At 56.1% G+C, this 17,994-nt stretch carries 18 protein-coding genes and 1 pseudogene; 6 read left to right on the top strand and 13 right to left on the bottom strand.

The genetic code is table 11. The features are described from left to right. The first annotated feature begins 93 nt into the window (after positions 1-93). Positions 94-1,044 carry a transcriptional regulator CynR gene (gene cynR, locus FOT55_RS01440; RefSeq protein WP_043143408.1) on the top strand — a complete coding sequence of 317 codons (951 nt, stop codon included), beginning with the start codon at positions 94-96 and terminating at the stop codon, positions 1,042-1,044. On the opposite strand, the gene FOT55_RS01445 is transcribed toward cynR, so the two are convergent. Then, positions 968-1,399: a hypothetical protein gene (locus tag FOT55_RS01445; RefSeq protein WP_147822982.1), complete on the bottom strand. Its 432-nt coding sequence runs from the start codon at positions 1,397-1,399 to the stop codon at positions 968-970. The two genes, cynR and FOT55_RS01445, sit on opposite strands and share 77 nt — an antisense overlap. Positions 1,400-1,490: 91 nt before the next feature. On the opposite strand from FOT55_RS01445, the gene FOT55_RS01450 reads away from it, so the two are divergent. Beyond that, complete coding sequence (locus FOT55_RS01450; RefSeq protein WP_072269809.1) at positions 1,491-2,402, top strand: alpha/beta hydrolase family protein; 912 nt, start codon at positions 1,491-1,493, stop codon at positions 2,400-2,402. An 86-nt stretch (positions 2,403-2,488) separates the two neighbouring features. On the opposite strand, the gene FOT55_RS01455 is transcribed toward FOT55_RS01450, so the two are convergent. Then, on the bottom strand, positions 2,489-2,704 hold the full coding sequence (locus FOT55_RS01455) for a hypothetical protein (protein ID WP_025302132.1): 216 nt from the start codon (positions 2,702-2,704) through the stop codon (positions 2,489-2,491). Continuing rightward, the gene (locus FOT55_RS01460; protein WP_065424615.1) at positions 2,701-3,345 is read right to left on the bottom strand and encodes a hypothetical protein; all 645 of its coding nucleotides are present in this window, start codon (positions 3,343-3,345) and stop codon (positions 2,701-2,703) included. Before FOT55_RS01460 ends, FOT55_RS01455 begins: the two co-directional genes overlap by 4 nt. A 181-nt stretch (positions 3,346-3,526) precedes the next feature. Between FOT55_RS01460 and FOT55_RS01465 the strand changes: the two genes are divergently transcribed. Then, the gene (locus FOT55_RS01465) at positions 3,527-5,119 is read left to right on the top strand and encodes an ABC-F family ATPase (protein WP_025302134.1); all 1,593 of its coding nucleotides are present in this window, start codon (positions 3,527-3,529) and stop codon (positions 5,117-5,119) included. Positions 5,120-5,170: 51 nt separating this feature from the next. Here the strand turns inward: FOT55_RS01465 and FOT55_RS01470 are convergent. The 8 genes and pseudogenes from FOT55_RS01470 to FOT55_RS01505 all read right to left on the bottom strand — a co-directional run. Beyond that, positions 5,171-5,281, bottom strand: a pseudogene (locus FOT55_RS01470) (molybdopterin-synthase adenylyltransferase MoeB); the annotation flags it as partial. A gap of 132 nt (positions 5,282-5,413) precedes the next feature. Beyond that, the gene (locus tag FOT55_RS01475; protein ID WP_147822983.1) at positions 5,414-6,301 is read right to left on the bottom strand and encodes a hypothetical protein; all 888 of its coding nucleotides are present in this window, start codon (positions 6,299-6,301) and stop codon (positions 5,414-5,416) included. Next, positions 6,298-7,539, bottom strand: coding sequence for an ATP-grasp domain-containing protein (locus tag FOT55_RS01480; RefSeq protein WP_147822984.1), 1,242 nt, complete (start codon positions 7,537-7,539; stop codon positions 6,298-6,300). Before FOT55_RS01480 ends, FOT55_RS01475 begins: the two co-directional genes overlap by 4 nt. Then, positions 7,536-8,756, bottom strand: a complete 1,221-nt coding sequence (locus tag FOT55_RS01485) for an MFS transporter (protein ID WP_147822985.1) — start codon at positions 8,754-8,756, stop codon at positions 7,536-7,538. Before FOT55_RS01485 ends, FOT55_RS01480 begins: the two co-directional genes overlap by 4 nt. Continuing rightward, positions 8,753-9,808, bottom strand: a complete 1,056-nt coding sequence (locus FOT55_RS01490; RefSeq protein ID WP_147822986.1) for an NAD(P)/FAD-dependent oxidoreductase — start codon at positions 9,806-9,808, stop codon at positions 8,753-8,755. Before FOT55_RS01490 ends, FOT55_RS01485 begins: the two co-directional genes overlap by 4 nt. Continuing rightward, complete coding sequence (locus FOT55_RS01495; protein ID WP_147822987.1) at positions 9,798-11,342, bottom strand: class I tRNA ligase family protein; 1,545 nt, start codon at positions 11,340-11,342, stop codon at positions 9,798-9,800. Before FOT55_RS01495 ends, FOT55_RS01490 begins: the two co-directional genes overlap by 11 nt. Then, on the bottom strand, positions 11,335-11,721 hold the full coding sequence (locus FOT55_RS01500) for a cupin domain-containing protein (protein WP_082996920.1): 387 nt from the start codon (positions 11,719-11,721) through the stop codon (positions 11,335-11,337). The genes FOT55_RS01495 and FOT55_RS01500 overlap by 8 nt, the downstream gene beginning before the upstream one ends. 15 nt (positions 11,722-11,736) lie before the next feature. Next, on the bottom strand, positions 11,737-12,981 hold the full coding sequence (locus tag FOT55_RS01505; RefSeq protein ID WP_147822988.1) for a SidA/IucD/PvdA family monooxygenase: 1,245 nt from the start codon (positions 12,979-12,981) through the stop codon (positions 11,737-11,739). A 473-nt stretch (positions 12,982-13,454) separates the two neighbouring features. Between FOT55_RS01505 and FOT55_RS01510 the strand changes: the two genes are divergently transcribed. Next, positions 13,455-13,814 (top strand): NIPSNAP family protein, encoded by a 360-nt coding sequence (locus tag FOT55_RS01510; protein ID WP_197790524.1) that lies wholly within the window; start codon positions 13,455-13,457, stop codon positions 13,812-13,814. Positions 13,815-13,972: 158 nt separating this feature from the next. Here FOT55_RS01510 and moeB read toward each other — a convergent pair whose 3' ends face one another. After that, positions 13,973-14,728 (bottom strand): molybdopterin-synthase adenylyltransferase MoeB, encoded by a 756-nt coding sequence (gene moeB, locus FOT55_RS01515; RefSeq protein ID WP_049295269.1) that lies wholly within the window; start codon positions 14,726-14,728, stop codon positions 13,973-13,975. A gap of 2 nt (positions 14,729-14,730) precedes the next feature. Further along, positions 14,731-15,969 (bottom strand): molybdopterin molybdotransferase MoeA, encoded by a 1,239-nt coding sequence (gene moeA, locus FOT55_RS01520; protein ID WP_147822989.1) that lies wholly within the window; start codon positions 15,967-15,969, stop codon positions 14,731-14,733. Between the two features lie 157 nt (positions 15,970-16,126). Here moeA and FOT55_RS01525 point away from each other — a divergent pair, with 157 nt between their 5' ends. Both FOT55_RS01525 and FOT55_RS01530 read left to right on the top strand, forming a co-directional pair. Continuing rightward, complete coding sequence (locus FOT55_RS01525) at positions 16,127-16,663, top strand: DUF924 family protein (RefSeq protein WP_049295271.1); 537 nt, start codon at positions 16,127-16,129, stop codon at positions 16,661-16,663. A 357-nt stretch (positions 16,664-17,020) separates the two neighbouring features. Continuing rightward, complete coding sequence (locus FOT55_RS01530; RefSeq protein ID WP_060432731.1) at positions 17,021-17,977, top strand: isoaspartyl peptidase/L-asparaginase family protein; 957 nt, start codon at positions 17,021-17,023, stop codon at positions 17,975-17,977. Positions 17,978-17,994 lie beyond the last annotated feature (17 nt).

The following is a 17,994-nucleotide window of genomic DNA, read 5'->3' on the forward strand; positions in this document are numbered from 1 at the left end:
TTATGCGATGGCGGCATGATGAACGCTTCTGGCTATAGGGTCTAAGACCCATTTATAATGCTGGCTATAGGTTTTACTAATAGCTGGGGCGCTATGCTGCTGCGACACATCCGTTATTTTCTGGCCGTTGCCGAACAGGGCAACTTCACCCGCGCCGCCGAAGCGTTGCACGTCTCGCAACCGACGTTGTCCCAGCAGATCAAGCAGTTGGAAGACGCACTGGGAGCGCCGTTGTTCGATCGCAGTGGCAGAGCCGTGCGCCTGACCGACGCCGGTGAGGCGTGGATGCGCTATGCGCGGCTGGCGCTGCAGGATTTGGACGCCGGCGCGCGGGCGATCCATGACGTGGCGACGCTGGCGCGCGGCCATTTGCGGCTGGCGATGACGCCAACCTTCACCGCCTATCTGGTGGGGCCGACGATCGATGCGTTCTACCGCCGCTACCCGGGGATTACCCTGAGCATTGAGGAGATGGCGCAAGAGCGGATCGAGGCGCTGCTGGCGCAGGATCGGCTGGACCTGGGGATCGCCTTCGAGATGGCGCAGTCGGCGGAGGTAGAAGCCACGCCGTTGTTCAGCGAGACGCTGGAGCTGATGGTCGGCGCCGATCATCCCCTGGCGGCGCATCGCCGTCCGCTGAGGCTGGCGGAGTGGCAACATCTGCCGCTGGCTTTGCTGAGTGGCGACTTCGCCACGCGGCAGTTTATCGATCGCTACTGCACACAGTTGGGATTTCGGCCGCAGGTGGCGGTGGAGGCCAATGCGCTGGGCGCCATCGTCGAGATCGTGCGGCGCGGGCAGCTTGCCACGCTGCTGCCAGCCGCCATTGCGCGCGAGAACCGGCAGTTGAAAAAAGTGGCGTTGGCCAACGCCATGCCGGTGCGACAGGCGGTATGGCTGCAGCGCAAAGGCGCTTACCGCAGCGCCGCCGCGCAGGCGTTTATCGCCGTTTTGCAGCAACAGGGCGTTACGCCAACGCACTCCAGCGCTGCGTCATCCCCAGCAGATGCACCAGCCCGAAGCCGAGGCAAATCAGCGAGCTGACGACGATGAAGCGTTGGCTGCGGCCAGTATCACGCAGGGCGAAAGGGCCGGCGACGCCGCGCAGCAGGTAGATAAAGGTGATGATAAACAGCGCGGGCCGCAGCAGCGGCAGCGGCACGATCAGGCCCGCGCCGGACAGCGCGTACAGCGCCCAAATAAACAGAACCAGCGCGATACCGGCGGTGACGACGGCCGGGAACTTTTTACCCGCTTCCGCCGCCTTAATGAAGCGATCGCCGGCGCCGCACAGCCGATAGCCGCGCGGCCCGGCGGCGATCACCCAAATATGCAGCAGGGCGGCGATGGTGCTCAGCGCGGCGCCGATCAGCAGTGCGGTGTTATAGAGGTGTGGCATGGTAAGGCTTCCCTGTCAGAAACGTGATTGGCATGAAGCGTAGACCAGAAAAGACGAATTAACCGAACGCAACAGGGAAGAGGAGCAAGTGATGAGAGTGGCGACAGGCATGCTGAGCGTATTGGCGCTGTGGAGCGGGCTGGCGATGGCGCAATCTGCAGCGCTGACGCTGCCGCGGGAGGATGGTTCGAGTATTCATTACTATCTGGACGCTGCGGTGCCCGGGCAATCGTCGGCGGCGCTGTTGGTGATCCTGCAAGGTTCGGATTGCAACAGCGTGCGGCATATCCGCCTGGTCACGCCGATGCGGCAGGTGTTACCCGCCGCAGATCTGCTGACGGTGGAGAAATACGGCATCGACGACACCTTGCCGTACCGCGAAGAGGTGCCGCGGCAGGATTGCCCGGACGCTTTCGTGCAGCATGATACGCCGCAGCGGCGGGTGAGCGATGTCACCCAGGTACTGCAGGCGGTGAGTGCGCGCAACGGCTATCAAAAGGTCGCGGTGCTGGGGGGCAGCGAAGGGGCGGTGATCGCCAATCTGGTGACGGCCTCCTCGGGCCTGGTTGACGCCACCCTGGCGTTCAGCGGCGGCGGACGCTGGTTTATTGACGATGTGCGCCACAGCGTGGCCGACGCGCCAAAAGAAGAGAAAGCCGGGCTGAACGCATTTTTACAGCAGGTGCTGACGGCGCCGCCGTTCCCCCTGAACGCCAGCGATCATGGCTATGCCTGGTGGCATGGCATGCTGAACATCGATCAGCTTGCCACCCTGCGCAGCATCAAGACGCCGGTGCTGATCGTGCAGGGTGACCAGGATCGCGCCGTTTCGCCGGGGGCGGTAGGGAAAATGATCGCCGAGCTGCGGGCCGACGGCAAAACGAATATCACTTACCTGAATTATCCGGCTTTAGACCATGTGATGCGGCGCGAAAATGGCGAGAGTGAAATGACGCGGGTGGTGGCGGATATGCGCGCGTGGCTGGAGAAGCAGCTGCGCTGAGCGTCGGTATTAGGACAAACTATGTAATAATTGACGCGAGTTTCTTTGGACTGAGTGATCTGCTGCTCAATTGAACACAATGTTATTTAATCAGGGCTTCCGTCGTGTATTTTTTTAACCGCAAACCTGAAAATGAAATACCCTAAGAAAATTCCAGCTATGGAGGTCGCAACCCACAGATACTTAAAACTATCGTCGGAATAAAACATGAACCAGACAATGGCTAACAGCGAGAGGGCCACAACGCCGCACCCAATGCCCTGAATAATTCTGGATAAAGCCGCCAGCATAAAGTTCTTCATACGTTAACCTTTGCAAAAAAGTACTGACAAATTTGGTTGAATTTCTTTCGATCTCTTTCCCAAACCGAGACGGCATCCTCGAATGGTCGGACTTTGTTTTCTAACAGAAAGTACAGCAGATCGAGGTTTCCCAGGCGTCTGAGTTGATCATACATCCGTGAGTTTCTTGCCCTCAAGTCGCGTGATGTATAGACAGAGCGCGATATGCTTGCCCCAGCGGTGAGAATTGAGCCAACGGCAACACCGGAGACAAGCCGTGGGATGATTTGTTTAGAGAATATATATCCCATGTTTGCGGTGGCTAACTGATTAAAGGCGAATTTGCCGATGAGTTTGCCTGATGTTCTTATGGTCATGTCCTTAACATCTTCAAACTTGACCTTACTGGCGAAGTTTTCGATGAAGATATGAGCCACTTTCTCGATGCTTGCTTTATTGGCCAGGCCTGACTTGATGAGTCTGATAAATCGCTCTTTATCTTGCGAGTTTAACCATCTGTTTTCAGTATCAATATAGTCGTAGCCCAGGTAGTAGAAATCGACCGGTACGCTGATAAAACCTTGTGCAAACCCGCGCACTAAATTGCTGTCAATGTTTACGGCATCCGCCATGTCGTTGGCTATCTGCTTTGCGCTTTTCATAGAAATCCTTTTCAATATGAACCGCCGAATCTAGCAGACTTTTTGTACGCAAGCCAATGCCCACCGGCAAACGGCACCAGCCTGACGCTCAAAATGTCACCGAAACTTCCCGCGATCTCTGCACCCCGTTGTGGCATAATGCGCGCCAAATCACATTCCCTATGTATAAAGAGCGAGCGCTGTGTTAAGCACTAACAACATCACCATGCAGTTCGGCAGTAAGCCGTTGTTTGAAAACATCTCTGTTAAATTCGGCGGCGGCAACCGTTACGGCCTGATCGGCGCCAACGGCTGCGGCAAGTCCACCTTTATGAAAATCCTCGGCGGCGATCTGGTGCCGAGCGGCGGCAACGTGTTCCTCGATCCGAACGAGCGCCTGGGTAAACTGCGTCAGGATCAGTTCGCCTTCGAGCAGTACAGCGTGCTGGACACCGTGATCATGGGTCACACCGAACTGTGGGCGGTGAAGGAAGAGCGCGACCGCATCTACGCATTGGCGGAGATGAGCGAAGAAGACGGCTATAAAGTAGCCGACCTGGAAGTGGCCTACGGCGAAATGGACGGTTATACCGCCGAAGCGCGTGCCGGCGAACTGCTGCTTGGCGTGGGCATTCCGGTGGAACAGCACTATGGCCCGATGAGCGAAATCGCGCCGGGCTTCAAGCTGCGCGTGTTGCTGGCGCAGGCGCTGTTCTCCGATCCGGAAATCCTGTTGCTCGACGAACCAACCAACAACCTGGACATCGACACCATTCGTTGGCTGGAGCAGGTGCTGAACGAACGCAATAGCACCATGATCATCATCTCGCACGACCGTCACTTCCTGAACATGGTCTGCACCCACATGGCGGATCTGGACTACGGCGAGCTGCGCGTCTACCCGGGCAACTACGACGAATACATGACCGCCGCCACCCAGGCGCGTGAGCGTCTGATGGCGGACAACGCCAAGAAGAAAGCGCAGATCAGCGAGCTGCAGTCGTTCGTCAGCCGCTTCAGCGCCAACGCCTCCAAATCCAAGCAGGCCACGTCGCGCGCCCGCCAGATTGACAAGATCCAGCTGGAAGAGGTGAAAGCCTCCAGCCGCCAGAACCCGTTCATCCGTTTCGAGCAGGACAAGAAGCTGTTCCGTAACGCATTGGAAGTGGAAGCGCTCACCAAGGGCTTCGACGAAGGCCCGCTGTTCAACAAGCTGAACCTGATGGTGGAAGTGGGCGAGAAGGTCGCGGTGCTGGGCGCCAACGGCATCGGTAAAACCACCCTGCTGAAAACGCTGGTGGGCGACGCGCAGCCGGACAGCGGCACCGTGAAGTGGTCGGAAAATGCCCGTATCGGTTATTACGCGCAGGATCACGAATACGAGTTCGACGACACCCTGACCGTGTTCGACTGGATGAGCCAGTGGAAGCAGGAAAAAGACGACGAGCAGGCGGTGCGCAGCGTGCTGGGCCGTTTGCTGTTTAGCCAGGACGACATCAAGAAGCGCGTGAAGGTGCTGTCCGGTGGCGAGAAGGGCCGCATGCTGTTCGGCAAGCTGATGATGCAGCGCCCGAATATTCTGGTGATGGACGAACCGACCAACCACCTGGATATGGAATCCATCGAATCGCTGAACATGGCGCTGGAGATGTACGAAGGCACGCTGATCTTCGTCTCCCACGACCGTGAGTTCGTCAGCTCGCTGGCGACCCGGATTCTGGAAATCACCCCGAACAAGGTGATCGACTTTACCGGCAACTACGAAGACTATCTGCGCAGCCAGGGCATCGTGTAACCCTCGCGGTAACGCATCAGGGCGGGAATTATCCCGCCCTTTTTTTATCCGTCACGCCCCGCCGCACACTTCGCAGTGCGGATCCTTCGGCAGCTTCATCTCGCGGAACTGCATGCTCATCGCATCGAACATCAACAGCTTGCCGCGCAGCGGCTGACCGTACATTTTTCATAGTAAGCTAAGTGTCTCGGCTTCCTTGGCGCTATACAAAGGGTTTGCGTAAGGCAATGTTTTACAAACTTTGCGCTTTTGCGATAAGACGCTCAGATGTAGCCTGCGCGTTCAAACAGCCGGCTAGATCAGCTCTTCTGAGATCAATATGCAATCGCCATAGCAATTAGAGTTATCGAAGTCCTGTAATCCAAGATAGGTGTTGAAACTTAATCCCTCCCCATTTTCGGCTACCTGTTGCGAGGTAATGCTGCAGGCCAGTGATAATGCCAGCATAGTTTCATTCCAGTATGGCCGCTTCATGCCATGCCGCGAAATATGCGACGCCGAACGAACACGCGACAAACGTTGAGGCCGCAAAATGCATGATTTATGCACTTCAACACTGTCCGAGTCGTCAACCAACAGAATCCGATAAACCTGTGTTTGAGATAACTGTTTGATGATGGCCGATGCAAAATCACTGAGGCCAATGATAATAAACGTATCCCCTTTTTCAGTTCGCCCAGGCAACTCCCGGATGATCTGAACATCGGTCAAGAGAGGGAAGTGATCCATCATCCGGTTGGCATAAGAGTTATTCTGTACCACCGCATAAACATTTCCTTCCTGACAGTTAATAATGCTGTCATCAATGCAATAAGCCATCAAGGCGGCATCATCTTTCTGATACTTAATTACCTCGACTCGATTAATCTTGTTAAATTCACCAAACTCACACGCTGTCGAGGCCGGTAATATCAGGGGTATGGATTGTCGGAGATATAATGGTAATGCCGCCAACGCGGCAAAACTAGAAAAATGACCGACAACCACGTCAGCACCCCATTCAATCAACTCAACAGCGGCGCGCTCCCCTCCTGCCGACGACTTTTCATCATTGACAATTTTCAACGTGTTTTGTTTTAATTCTGGGAAATGCTTGAGGCTATAATTAATAGCCTCAATAAAGGTTCGTGTATGGCTGTTGGCATCTTTCCCTAACGCTATCGCCAGTCCGATCTTTTTCATCGTGTCGTCACAATCACCTGCTGGCTGTAGTTCATCGCTTTCTGTTCTGTCTCCTGGCGACTGTCGCCCTTAACGCCCAGGAAACCGATAATATCGTTCCCCAACGGCGGCCGTTTGATGACGCTGCCGAGCGGTGAAATGATTTTCAGCATGAAGGTGTTCGGATCCTGCGTAATGTGTTCAGGGACGCTGATGGTGTCGATCCGCCCAGGCGAGGAGATCAGGCAAAGCGCAAACGTGTGTTTACCGGTTGGCGAATAACACTGGTAGTCCGGTTTCTGCCCAATCGCCATATCAATGACCGCTTTGATAGGGCAATAGCCGGCGGAGATGCGGGCCATAAAATCGAGGCCGCCGCCGCCAGGCCGGGCGGCAATCTCAACGATGTAGGGTTTACCCTGATGGAACCGGATCTCTGCGTGCATCACACTGCGCGTCAGTCCCTGCGCCACGGCACCGGCATGCACCGCGTCATGCACGCGTTGCAGATCCAGACCATCAAGAACGGTCGGCGTGTGATGGACATCATCATCAAACGAGTTCCCTTCCAGGGTGACACGATCGACGATGGAGCCCAGCACCGTGACGCCGTCCCAGGAATAGGCCTCGATCAGAAATTCACGTCCATCCAGATACGACTCGACCAGCAGCGAGTTGGGGCCCAGTACGTCCGTGATCCCTTCATTTTTGAATTGGCTCATTTCTGATATGCCGATCAGGGCTTTAGGGAAGAACTCTGCCATTTGTTTAGGCGTGTCGACGCGGTAGACGAATTGGCTGGCCGAACCCAGTGTGGGTTTGAGGATCACCGGATAACCGAGAGTCGCCGCCGCCTCAAGCGCTTCAGGCAGCGTCGGTGTCAGCCGAAATTCTGGGTGAGGTGCCTGACCGACACGGTGGGCTTCGCGCATGGCAAGCTTGTTGCGGCTTTTTACCGCCGCCTCAACCGGGATGCTCGGCAGCTGCAGGGCGTCGGCGATCATGGCCGTGGCGATCACGCTGTTCTCCGCGAAGGTGAACACCCCGTCAAAGTGAAAATCCCGATGCAGCTGTATGGCCAGCGTGGTCAAATCGTTGATGTCCATGCTGTCGGAAACAAAGAATCGCCCGGCATGCCAGTGATCGCTGTCAGCCACTCCGGACAAGACATACAGCTCAATACCGTGCTGCTCCACCTGTTGGTAGCGCGAATTGTAGTAATCACCAAATTGCCCGACTTCAATCGCCAATAATTTCATTTTGTTTTTCCTTTAAAGACCAGGGTTGATGCCAAAAGCGCCAGGAAGACCACTGCCAGCGCCAACGCCACATATCCGGCTAGGACAGTGGTGCTATCGACCAGCTCGCCAATGGCGTAGGTCAGTACGACGGCCGACGTCAGCCCAATTGCGTTGCTGAAGCCGAAGAAACGGCCGGTGTAATGGGAAGGAATGGTGTTGAACATCAGCGTGCGGCACGAGATACGCGCCAGGCCAAAACACACGGCACCAAGCGGGAAGAAGACCATCAGCCACGGCAACGTAAATTGCGGCTGCAGGGCAATAAATGCCGCATTCGCCACGTAGCCGAACATGACTATCGTCAGTAAGGAAAAGCGCTTCTGCAGGAATGGTGTCATGGCGGCGGCGATGGCCACCCCTACGCCGGCCAGTGCATCAACCACACCCAGAACGCCGGCGCCGGAGGCAAAATGTTTGGTGACCAACAGCACCAACAGCATATTGCTGACCGTCACGATGATGTTGCCGACTCCATACAGCAGCATCAGCCAGGGTTTTCTCACGGCGGGTAAGGTTGTGGCCGGCACTGGTTCAGAGGCGGTACCGCCTTCGGGCGCTTCATCTGATCCCTGTACACGCGGCGTCAGCATGAAAAACAGCGCCGCACTGGCGATGAAGGTGATGGTGTTCAGCACAAACACGAAATCCACACCAATCAGCTGGATCAGAAACCCACCGATCGCCACCGATGTCAAAGCACCAATTTGCACTGCCATTTCGAGTTTGGCATTGAATGCGGCCATTCTGCCCGACTCTACCGAGTCTTTGATGATGGCGTTATTGGCCGGGAAGAACATAGCCATGGTCATGGACAGCATAAAGCTGCAGACAAAGATGACCATCGAAGGATCGGTGAATGTATTGATGCCGGCCAAAACGCCAATGACGATGGCCGCGTTGACTACGTTGGTAATGATGCAGATCTTCTTTCTGTCGTAGGTATCGGATAACTTGCCGAACAACACCGAGAAAAAGGCTTGCGGTAGTGCGATCAGAATGAACAGCGTGCCCACGGCTTTCGCCGTTCCCATGCTCTGTGAAATGATCAGCGCGTTGGCGATGGTGAGTATTCCGCTCCCCAGAGTGGAAACCAGCGACGCGGCAAGGATTAGATTTTCGTTTCTTTTGCTGATCTGACGGGTTGTGACGTTCAGCAAAATGGTTTCATTACTCATTCGTTAACTCCGTGAATGACATACTGGCTGATCTGCTCGGACAGCGCCGGGGCGATCTTAAAAATAGAGGCATCGCACGCTTCAACGGCGATGCATCCGGTGACATCGTGCCGGCCCCAGTAAGCAGTGCCTTGCCGTTTTTCAGCCGGCAATTCAAAGTAGGGCGACACGACGACATCCACCTGGTCGTATTTAACGCGTAGTCGGTCAAGCAAATACCGCTTACACACCTGCAGGTCGTGACTGTCTGGCGGCATCGAGTAGGAAAATCGACTGGCGCTCACTTTAAGCACCCGACGTTCCGGCGACGGTACACACCATGATCGCTGTTCATCTCCCATCGTCAGCACCGGCTTTAACAAGCACGCACGGGCATCGTTGAGGTGCACGTCAAGGTGTACCTGATATTGCGGCGCCGGAGCGACGCCTGACCGGCCAATGTGTCGGGTGAGAGGACGGCTCGCCGTGCAAATCACCGCCGTGTAGCTTTTACGCTCACCGTTAACACTAAAATGCCTCCCCTCCCGAATGGTGCCGAGATCTACACGCGTATGCGGTTTCAACACGATGCTTCCCGTGTTTGCCAGCGCCTGGCACAAATGTGCATACACCTTTTGTGCATCGAGAAGAATGGCGTCATGGCCGACGAAGAGCCGTCGATTGGCACTGGGCATGCGCAACAGGCTGCTCTGTGTCGACAACACGGGATCCTGGATGTCATAACCTATCGCCAGCGCGTCATACAGCTGCACCAAACGACGACAATCGGCGTCATCCACCACACGAATGGATTGCGTCTGACAACCGGCTGTCTCGCTGCCGGCGTCGATGAGTTGGCGCCAGAAAGCAAGCGAGCGCGCAGCCAGCGGTTGCAACGCGGCATTGTTTTCGTGCGCGTGTTTCCACAAACGGCCATGTGCCCACGACAGATTGGCAGCGTTCGGAATGGCGGCGGCATCATACAGCTCAACGCTTGCGCCCTTACGGGCGCAAGCCAGCGCAGTCATGACGCCGGTAATGCCGGCCCCGATGATGGCGATGTTAGGACGCATATGACCCACTGTTGGTGAATGTGGCGATCGGCGGCAGTTCAGGCAAGGCCCATTGTTCACTGCCGTTCAGCGGATTGGCATTCACGATAGCGTGGTGGAGGTCAATCATGATCAACCCCAGGCCGTCGACGAGGACCCGTAACTGTTGATTAATTGCCTTCAGGCTGATATCGCTTTCTTCCGCAACCAGCTCCTGCAAGCGCCCAATATGGTGCAGGCACCAGTCAGCCAATCGGCTTTGGCTGAACGTCTCGAGACGACAGGGCAGAGCCAGGCGCTGACGCATGGTGTCCACCAGCAGAGGAGTATTGGCCTCATCGTCATTCTGGCGCAATTCCCAGCGTTGCGTGGCGTATGCACGGGCAAGCGCATTCCAGGCGGAAATCAGTCGTTCGTTAAGGATTTGACTGAGGGCATCCCGGCTGAAATTGTTCCGGTTGTGTTCCGGACTGGTCAGGCAAAGATAGAAACGGGCATAGTCGCGAGGCAGGTTTTTTACCAGATCGCTGGCCCAGATCAAATGGCCGCGGCTGGTCGAAAATTTGGCATTTTCCAGCTCGTAAAACTCATTGGGCACGATGGTGTCAGGCAACAGATACTTACCCTCATGCGCCATCAGCAAGGCAAGATGCGTCACTCCCCAAAAATAGGAGTTGTCGAAGCCGAGGAAATACGCCAGGCGATTGCCTGTTTCAGCACGCCAGGTTGCATCCGTCGGCGCCGCGTTGTTTTCGCCACAGGCGTTGCAGTACATCGATGCCGGCATCCCCTCCGCCCAGGCGTTGAGCACTTGCCCCTCCGTGCCGGGAAAATGCGATGGCAATCCCCAGGCAATGGGGTAAGTGATAGGGAAATCGATCAGCTCTCGGCTGAACAGCTCCGTCATTAGCTGAAGAATGTGCGGGCGCCAGCTGCCTTTTTTCGCGGCGTAATAACGCTCCAGCTCGGCCCTGTATGCCTCCACCGGGAACACCAGGATCTCCGTTTCTCTGTACTCCAGTGATTCGTAGGGGGGCAATGTCGCCACCGGGTTTTTTAATCCATCAAAGTTGTTGGGGTGTCCGCAACTTTCACACAATCCACCGCGGGACTGCGCTAGGCAGGTCGGGCATTCACCGGACACGAACGACTCCACCATAAACGTATTGCGGTGTGTCGAGTACGGCAGTTTGACGGTTTTGAGCCGGAACTTGCCCTGCTCATGTAGGGGAGACAAAAAGGCGTAGACCATTTCTTTATAGCCGTCATCGAACGGGGCATAGCCATCCAGCTCGACTCCCCAGTCATTCAGGCTTTGCCTGATGTCGTCGGCAGCCTGACGGCATAAATTTTCCGGGGATGTGCCCAGTTTGTAGGCGCTGGTGACAACATAGGTTTGGCTGTCATCAGTGCCGGTCGCGTAGTTGACGCGCTCTCCGGTCAGGCGCAGGTAGCGAGCGTAAATATCGCCGGCCAAGTAAGGCCCGGCCATGTGGCCAACGTGCAGATCGCCATTGGGCGTGGGCGGTGGGGCAATAACGAGTGTTTTAGACATGGTCTGACACCTGATTTTTTTGTTGATGACGTTGAGCAAAACGTGAGGACATCTCCTCATCCCACCAAATGCTGTACATTTCGAACGGCTCGGGGCTTTCATTGAGCACGCAATGCCGGGTGAATGGCGGGAATTGAACGGTGTCGCCGGCTTTAAAACGCGTTTTTTCACCTTCGCACACAATAAATGCCTCACCTTTAATGGCGACGAATATTTCGTATTCGTGGTGATCATGCGGTGTCGAAGACGTGCCAGGTGCAATAACGCACCATGAACTTTCAAACGGCGCGTTCAGTTCGGGCCACGGCATCAAACGCTGGGCGTGCAGATTGTTCTCGAATCGCATAGAGGTGCGATCAAGTGGTTTAAAAGAATGCATTTTTTTTCCCTAAAATCAGGCCGTGATATCGTCAATAATTTCTTTTGAACGGAAAGCCAGTACACTCAACAACGAATCCGCAATGCCATGCGTGTTTTCGTTAACTCCCTGCAGATGCAGAGAAACGCCGGGGGAATAGGGCAATACAGCACGGTAATTGCGGTCGACACAGATTTTTTCGATATCAAGATGATTTGACAGGCTGTCGAAGAGTGTCGGTGTTTTATTCTTATATCCTGTACCCAGCAACACTACGTCAAAACGCGCAGAGTGTGAGTGGCCTGACTTGTTATCTTTCCAGGTGATCAGTACGCCGCCGTCATCATCTACCGCATGTAAAATATCGCATTGCGTCAGCATTACCGCCCGATTTTCGCCACGCAACTCCTGCAAATAATGGAAACGGTAGAGCCCAGATAAAGTTGATGGCGCCACGCCGGAATAGTTGGTGGTATGCATCGCCGCCAGGGTCTTTTCACGAGTCTCATTGTCACAATTGAAATACGTGTTGATATAGTCATTCTGAAATAACGTATTGGTGAATTGACTGCCTTCATAATTCACCAGCCCGATGGAGCGCATGATCATGGTGATATTGGCCGTGGGGAAATGCTCAAGGCAGGATTGATACATTTCGGCACTGCTTTGCGCGCCGCCAATTACCGCGATACGGTTAACTCTACCGCACTTCATTTGTTCGAGAGCCGTCAGGAAATTGGCACTATGGATCACATTATCCGGTGAGACATGCTCAAACACAGCCGGGATATTGAGGTCGCGGCCAGCCCCAAAAATCAGACGGTGGGCGCGGTAACTGTCGCCATTTTCAACGGTTACGTGCCAGCCAGTAATTTGCCCTTCCGATGCAAGTTCCGGTCTGACTGCCACTACTTTGCTGTTGTAAATAACCTGTGTTTTCTCCAGGCCATCCGCTACCCACTGCAAATAATCCGAAATCTCTTTACGGTAGGGGTTAAACGTCTGCAGGTTGACAAAACTGTCCAGGCGTTTGGTTTTATGCAAAAAATTGAGAAAGCTGAACCGGCTGGTCGGATCACGCTGCGTGACCAGATCTTTCAGAAAGGAAACCTGAGACTGCGCTTCAGGAAATAACATTCCCCTATGCCAACAAACAGAAGTGTCTTTTTCCAGAATGAGAGAAGAGTTGATGTTGTGAACTTCAGCACATTCTTCAAGTGCGACACCTACAGCGAGGTTTGATGGGCCGCAGCCAATCATTAATAGATCGGTGTGTTGCATTAAATTTTTCCTAAATCCATTTTGTGTATAGCAAACTCCGCATTATTGATTGCGAATGATTGCCACCTGTCATTTCCCTGGGATAAAGATTTTGACGCTAATTATATTATTTATAACGACCACACTTTTGGTGCGCGGAAAGAAACTAGCACTCCGTAAAATGACAAACAATACACATAAAGCTACAAACGTTAACTTCAGAGTAACATTTTGGAATGTGCTTTAGCGGCAGGATGATCCGTATGTATGAACAGTATTTCTTAGGGTTGTTTAAAAACTAAGTAGTAGAATTAATTCATGGTGCTATAAATTTAATGAATGTTTACTATTTTTTTATAATTATAACTGATCATGTAGTGAAAGAGGTTTTGCTGTATAGTAATGCCTTAGAAGGAGTAACCCCACCATATCGACAGGCTTGATATACTAATCAGGTCATGATAGAGAAAAGAGATAATGAGGTGGTAAACCGTATGACAACAGTGATAGAAGTGCTCCAATACACGTTAAAACCCGGCACAGGCGCTGCATTTCACGATATTATGAAAGAACAGAGTGTACCTCTGCACCTGAAAATTGGGGTGAAAGTATTACGCTTTGGTAATTCACTCCATGATCCTGATAATTATTATCTGGTGCGGTCATTTCTAAACGAGTCAGAAATGGAAAGTCAGCTTACTCAATTTTATGCTGATGCCCGCTGGCGTGAAGGCCCACGCAGTGTGATCGTTAATATGATCAGCGGCAGCCATCGTGTGGTCATGCCGGCTGAACCGTTGATCAAATACGCACTCGGTGATAATGAGAGCGGCAACCCATTTCCATTCCGGTGAGCTTGTTGCCGAATCTAATATCTTTTCGTCTTATATTGCAATAAGGCTGGGTAGCTTCAATTTCTGCCAGAGGCATTTTACTTTCACAAACGTATTGGAAAATATATTGTGCCACGATTTTCCAACACCGACCTCTCAAGCTACTAATGACGAAGCCGTCACGCCCCGCCGCACACTTCGCAGTGCGGATCCTTCGGCAGCTTCATCTCGCGGAACTGCATGCTCATCGCATCGAACATCAACAGCTTGCCGCGCAGCGGCTGACCATAGTCGGCCAGCAGCTTGATGGCTTCCATCGCCTGCAGAGTGCCGATGGTGCCGACCAGCGGCGCCATCACGCCCGCTTCGACGCAGGTGAGGGCGCTGTCGCCGAACAGCCGGCTCAGGCAGCGGTAGCAGGGCTCGCCCGGCTGATAGGTGAATACGCTGAGCTGGCCTTCCATACGGATCGCCGCGCCGGAAACCAGCGGCTTGCGCTGTGCGTGGCACAGGCGATTCAGGGCGTCGCGCGCCGCCACGTTGTCGGTGCAGTCCAGCACCAGATCGCAGGCGGCGATCTCTGCCGCGATCGCGTCATCTTCCAGACGGCCGTCGATGGCGTCGATGCGAATATGCGGATTGATGGCGCTCAGTTCCTGCCTGGCGGAGGCGACTTTGCTCTGGCCGATGCGATCGTCGCGGTGCAGGATCTGGCGCTGCAGGTTGGAGAGCGAGACGGTGTCGAAATCCACCAGCACCAGATGGCCGACGCCGGCCGCCGCCAGATATGGCGCGGCGGCGCAGCCCAGCCCGCCCAGCCCGGCGATCAGCACGCGGGCGGCCTTCAGCTTCTCCTGGCCGTCGAAGTCAAAGCCGCGCAGCACGATCTGGCGGTTGTAGCGCAGCGCTTCGGCGTCGGTCAATTCCGGCAGCATGTTCAGCTCCTCAGCAGGGCGTTGAACGGCTCGATCTCCACCGTTTCGCCTACCGCCACCGAACCGCGTTCGCGCTCCAGCACGATGAAACAGTTGCCCTGGCTGTAGGAGCTGAAGACGTGCGAGCCCTGGTGGCCGGTAGTGCTGACCTCCAGTTCACCCGCGGCGTTGCTGCTGAACACCCCGCGCTGAAAATCGAGGCGGCCCGGCGATTTCTTCAGCGGGGTTAGCGCCCGTGCGCGCAGGCGCGGCGGCAGGCGCCAGTCACTGTGACCGGCCAGCTTCGCCAGCAGCGGTTGCACCAGTTGGTAGAAGGTCAGGGCGGCGGAAACCGGGTTGCCCGGCAGGCCGCAGAACCAGGCGTGGCCCAGTTTGCCAAAGGCGAACGGTTTGCCGGGTTTGATCGCCAGCTTCCAGAAGCTGACCTGGCCCAGCTCGTCCAGCATCTGTTTGGTGTAGTCGGCCTCGCCGACCGAGACGCCGCCGCTGCTGATCACTACGTCGGCCTGGCTGTCCGCCTGTGTGAAGGCGTCGCGCAGCGCATCGCGATCGTCGCGGATAATGCCGAGATCGAGCACTTCACAGCCCATCTGCTCCAGCATCAGGCGCACCGCGAAGCGGTTGGTATCATAGATTTGGCCCGCCTGCAGCGGCTGGCCGACCGGCTGCAGTTCGTCGCCGGTGGAGAACACCGCGACCTTCAGCTTACGCATTACCTGCACTTCGGCGACGCCGAGCGAAGCCAGCAGCGGCAGCTGCGCGGCGCCCAGCTTCACGCCGGCTGGCAACACGCTCGCGCCTTGGCGAATGTCTTCACCCGCCAAACGGATATTCTGGCCGGCTTCTACCGGGGCGGTAAAACGCACGCCCTGGTCGCTCACTTCGGCCTGTTCCTGCATGACCACCGCGTCCGCCCCGGCCGGGATCGGCGCGCCGGTCATGATGCGTACGCAGCTGTTGGCCGGCCATTGGCCGTCGAACGGCGCGCCGGCGAAGGCTTTCCCGGCGACCGGCAGCGGCGCATTGGCCACCAGATCGGCGAGGCGCACCGCATAGCCATCCATCGCCGAGTTGGCGAACGGCGGCACGTCGAGCGGCGAGACCACCGGCGCGGCGGTGATGCGGCCGGCGGCGGCGGTCAGGGCGACGGATTCGGTCTGCTGCAGCGGGGCGATCTGCCCGAGCATTTTTTCCAGCGCTTGCTCCAGGGAGATGAGATCGGAAGTATGGCAATGATCCATAAGGGGAACTCCGTAATCAGGGTGCGCATTGATAGCGACAAAGTGCGGGTATTATGGCAGAGAACGCCGGGGGGGAGAACGGGTTATGCCCGCCATCTTTCGCACTGCGCCGGAAGCGCGAACGGGTATAAACTGGGTAAAACAGAGGAGGATCATGATGCATAAACAGGTTATCGAGTTCTGGTTCGACGAGATCGAACCGGTGATGTGGTTCAAAAAGGACGACGATTTCGATCGTCTGCTGCACAGCCGTTTCGGCGAAATCTGGCGGGCGGCGGCGGCGGGGGAGCTGGCGCACTGGCGCGACACCATCGAAGGACGCCTGGCGGAGGTGATCGTGCTCGATCAGTTCAGCCGCAACCTGTTCCGCGGCACGCCGCAGTCGTTCGCCTGCGATGGCATGGCGCTGGTCCTGGCGCAGGAGGCGATCCGCAGCGGCGAGTGCGAACGGCTGAGCCGCGAGCAGCGAGGTTTTCTCTATCTACCGTTCATGCATTCGGAATCGCCGCTGATCCACCAGCAGGCGCTGGTGCTGTATACCGAGCTCAATAACGGTGACCAGTTGGAGTTCGAGCTGCGGCATAAGGCGATCATCGATCGTTTCGGCCGCTACCCGCATCGCAATGCGATATTGGGGCGCACCAGCACGCCGGAAGAAGAGGCCTTTTTACGGCAGCCCGGCTCGGGTTTTTAATCGTTGGATTATCTGCGCCCGGCCGGGTAAAAAACAGCAGGCCGGGCGCCGCAATAAGCGTGACTCAGCGCGAACGTTTATTTCATTACGCTCTACCGCTATTTCCTCTCGCGAAATTACCAATAATCCCAGCCGCACTACCAGCGGTTTACTGCTTTTTATAACCTGCTGTTTTTATTCCAATAAGCTATTTCAAGGTGCGAAATGGTCTAAGCGCGCTACGCTAAAAGCGGGACGTGGACGTTATGCTGTACTTCCACTGTAGGACTAAATAGAGTCGAAAAGACTGAATAATAATGATACCGCGCTCAGCTTATTCGCTGCGCAACGGCGGGATTAACACAGGGTGTCAGGCAAATGAGCAAACCAGTGATTGCCATTCATGGCGGCGCGGGCGCAATTACCCGGGCGGCGCTGAGTGCGGAAAAAGAACGGCAGTATATCCAGGCGCTGTCCGAGATCGTGGCCGCCGGGCAGGCGGTATTGGCACAGGGCGGTAGCGCGCTGGATGCGGTGACCGAAGCGGTGCGGCTGCTCGAAGAGTGCCCGCTGTTCAACGCCGGCAAAGGCTCGGTGTTTACCCATCAGGGCACCCACGAACTGGATGCCTGCGTGATGGACGGCCGCACCTGCGACGCCGGCGCTGTCGCCGGCGTCAGCCATATCCGCAACCCGGTGCTGGCGGCGCGCGCGGTGCTGGAAAACAGCGAACACGTGCTGTTTGCCGCCGAAGGCGCCGAGAAGTTTGCCGCCGCCCACGGCCTGGAAATGGTTACTCCCGACTTCTTCTTTACCCAAGAACGCTTTGATCAGCTGCACCGCGCCCAGGCGGAGCAGGGCCGGGTATTGCTCGATCACGACGGCGCGGCACGGGCCGGCGATCCGCTCGATCCCGATCGCAAATTCGGCACCGTCGGCGCGGTGGCGCTGGATGCGCTGGGCAACCTTGCCGCCGCCACCTCCACCGGCGGCATGACCAACAAGCAGGCAGGGCGAGTGGGCGACACGCCGATTATCGGCGCCGGTTGCTATGCCAACAACGCCACCGTGGCGGTCTCCAGCACCGGCACCGGCGAGATCTTCATGCGCGGCGTGGCGGCCTATGACGTCTCCGCCCTGATCGAATACGGCTGCCTCAGCCTGCAGGCGGCCAGCGATCGGGTGGTGATGGAGAAGCTGCCTGCACTGGGTGGCAGCGGCGGCATGATCGCCGTCGATCGCCACGGCAATATCGCGCTGCCGTTTAACTGCGAGGGGATGTATCGCGGTTTTGGTTATGTCGGCGATGCGCCGTCCGTCGGGATTTATCGCTAAGCGTTCACCGGGAGGGT

Source organism: Serratia bockelmannii, from assembly GCF_008011855.1.
In the GTDB taxonomy this organism is placed as follows: domain Bacteria; phylum Pseudomonadota; class Gammaproteobacteria; order Enterobacterales; family Enterobacteriaceae; genus Serratia; species Serratia bockelmannii.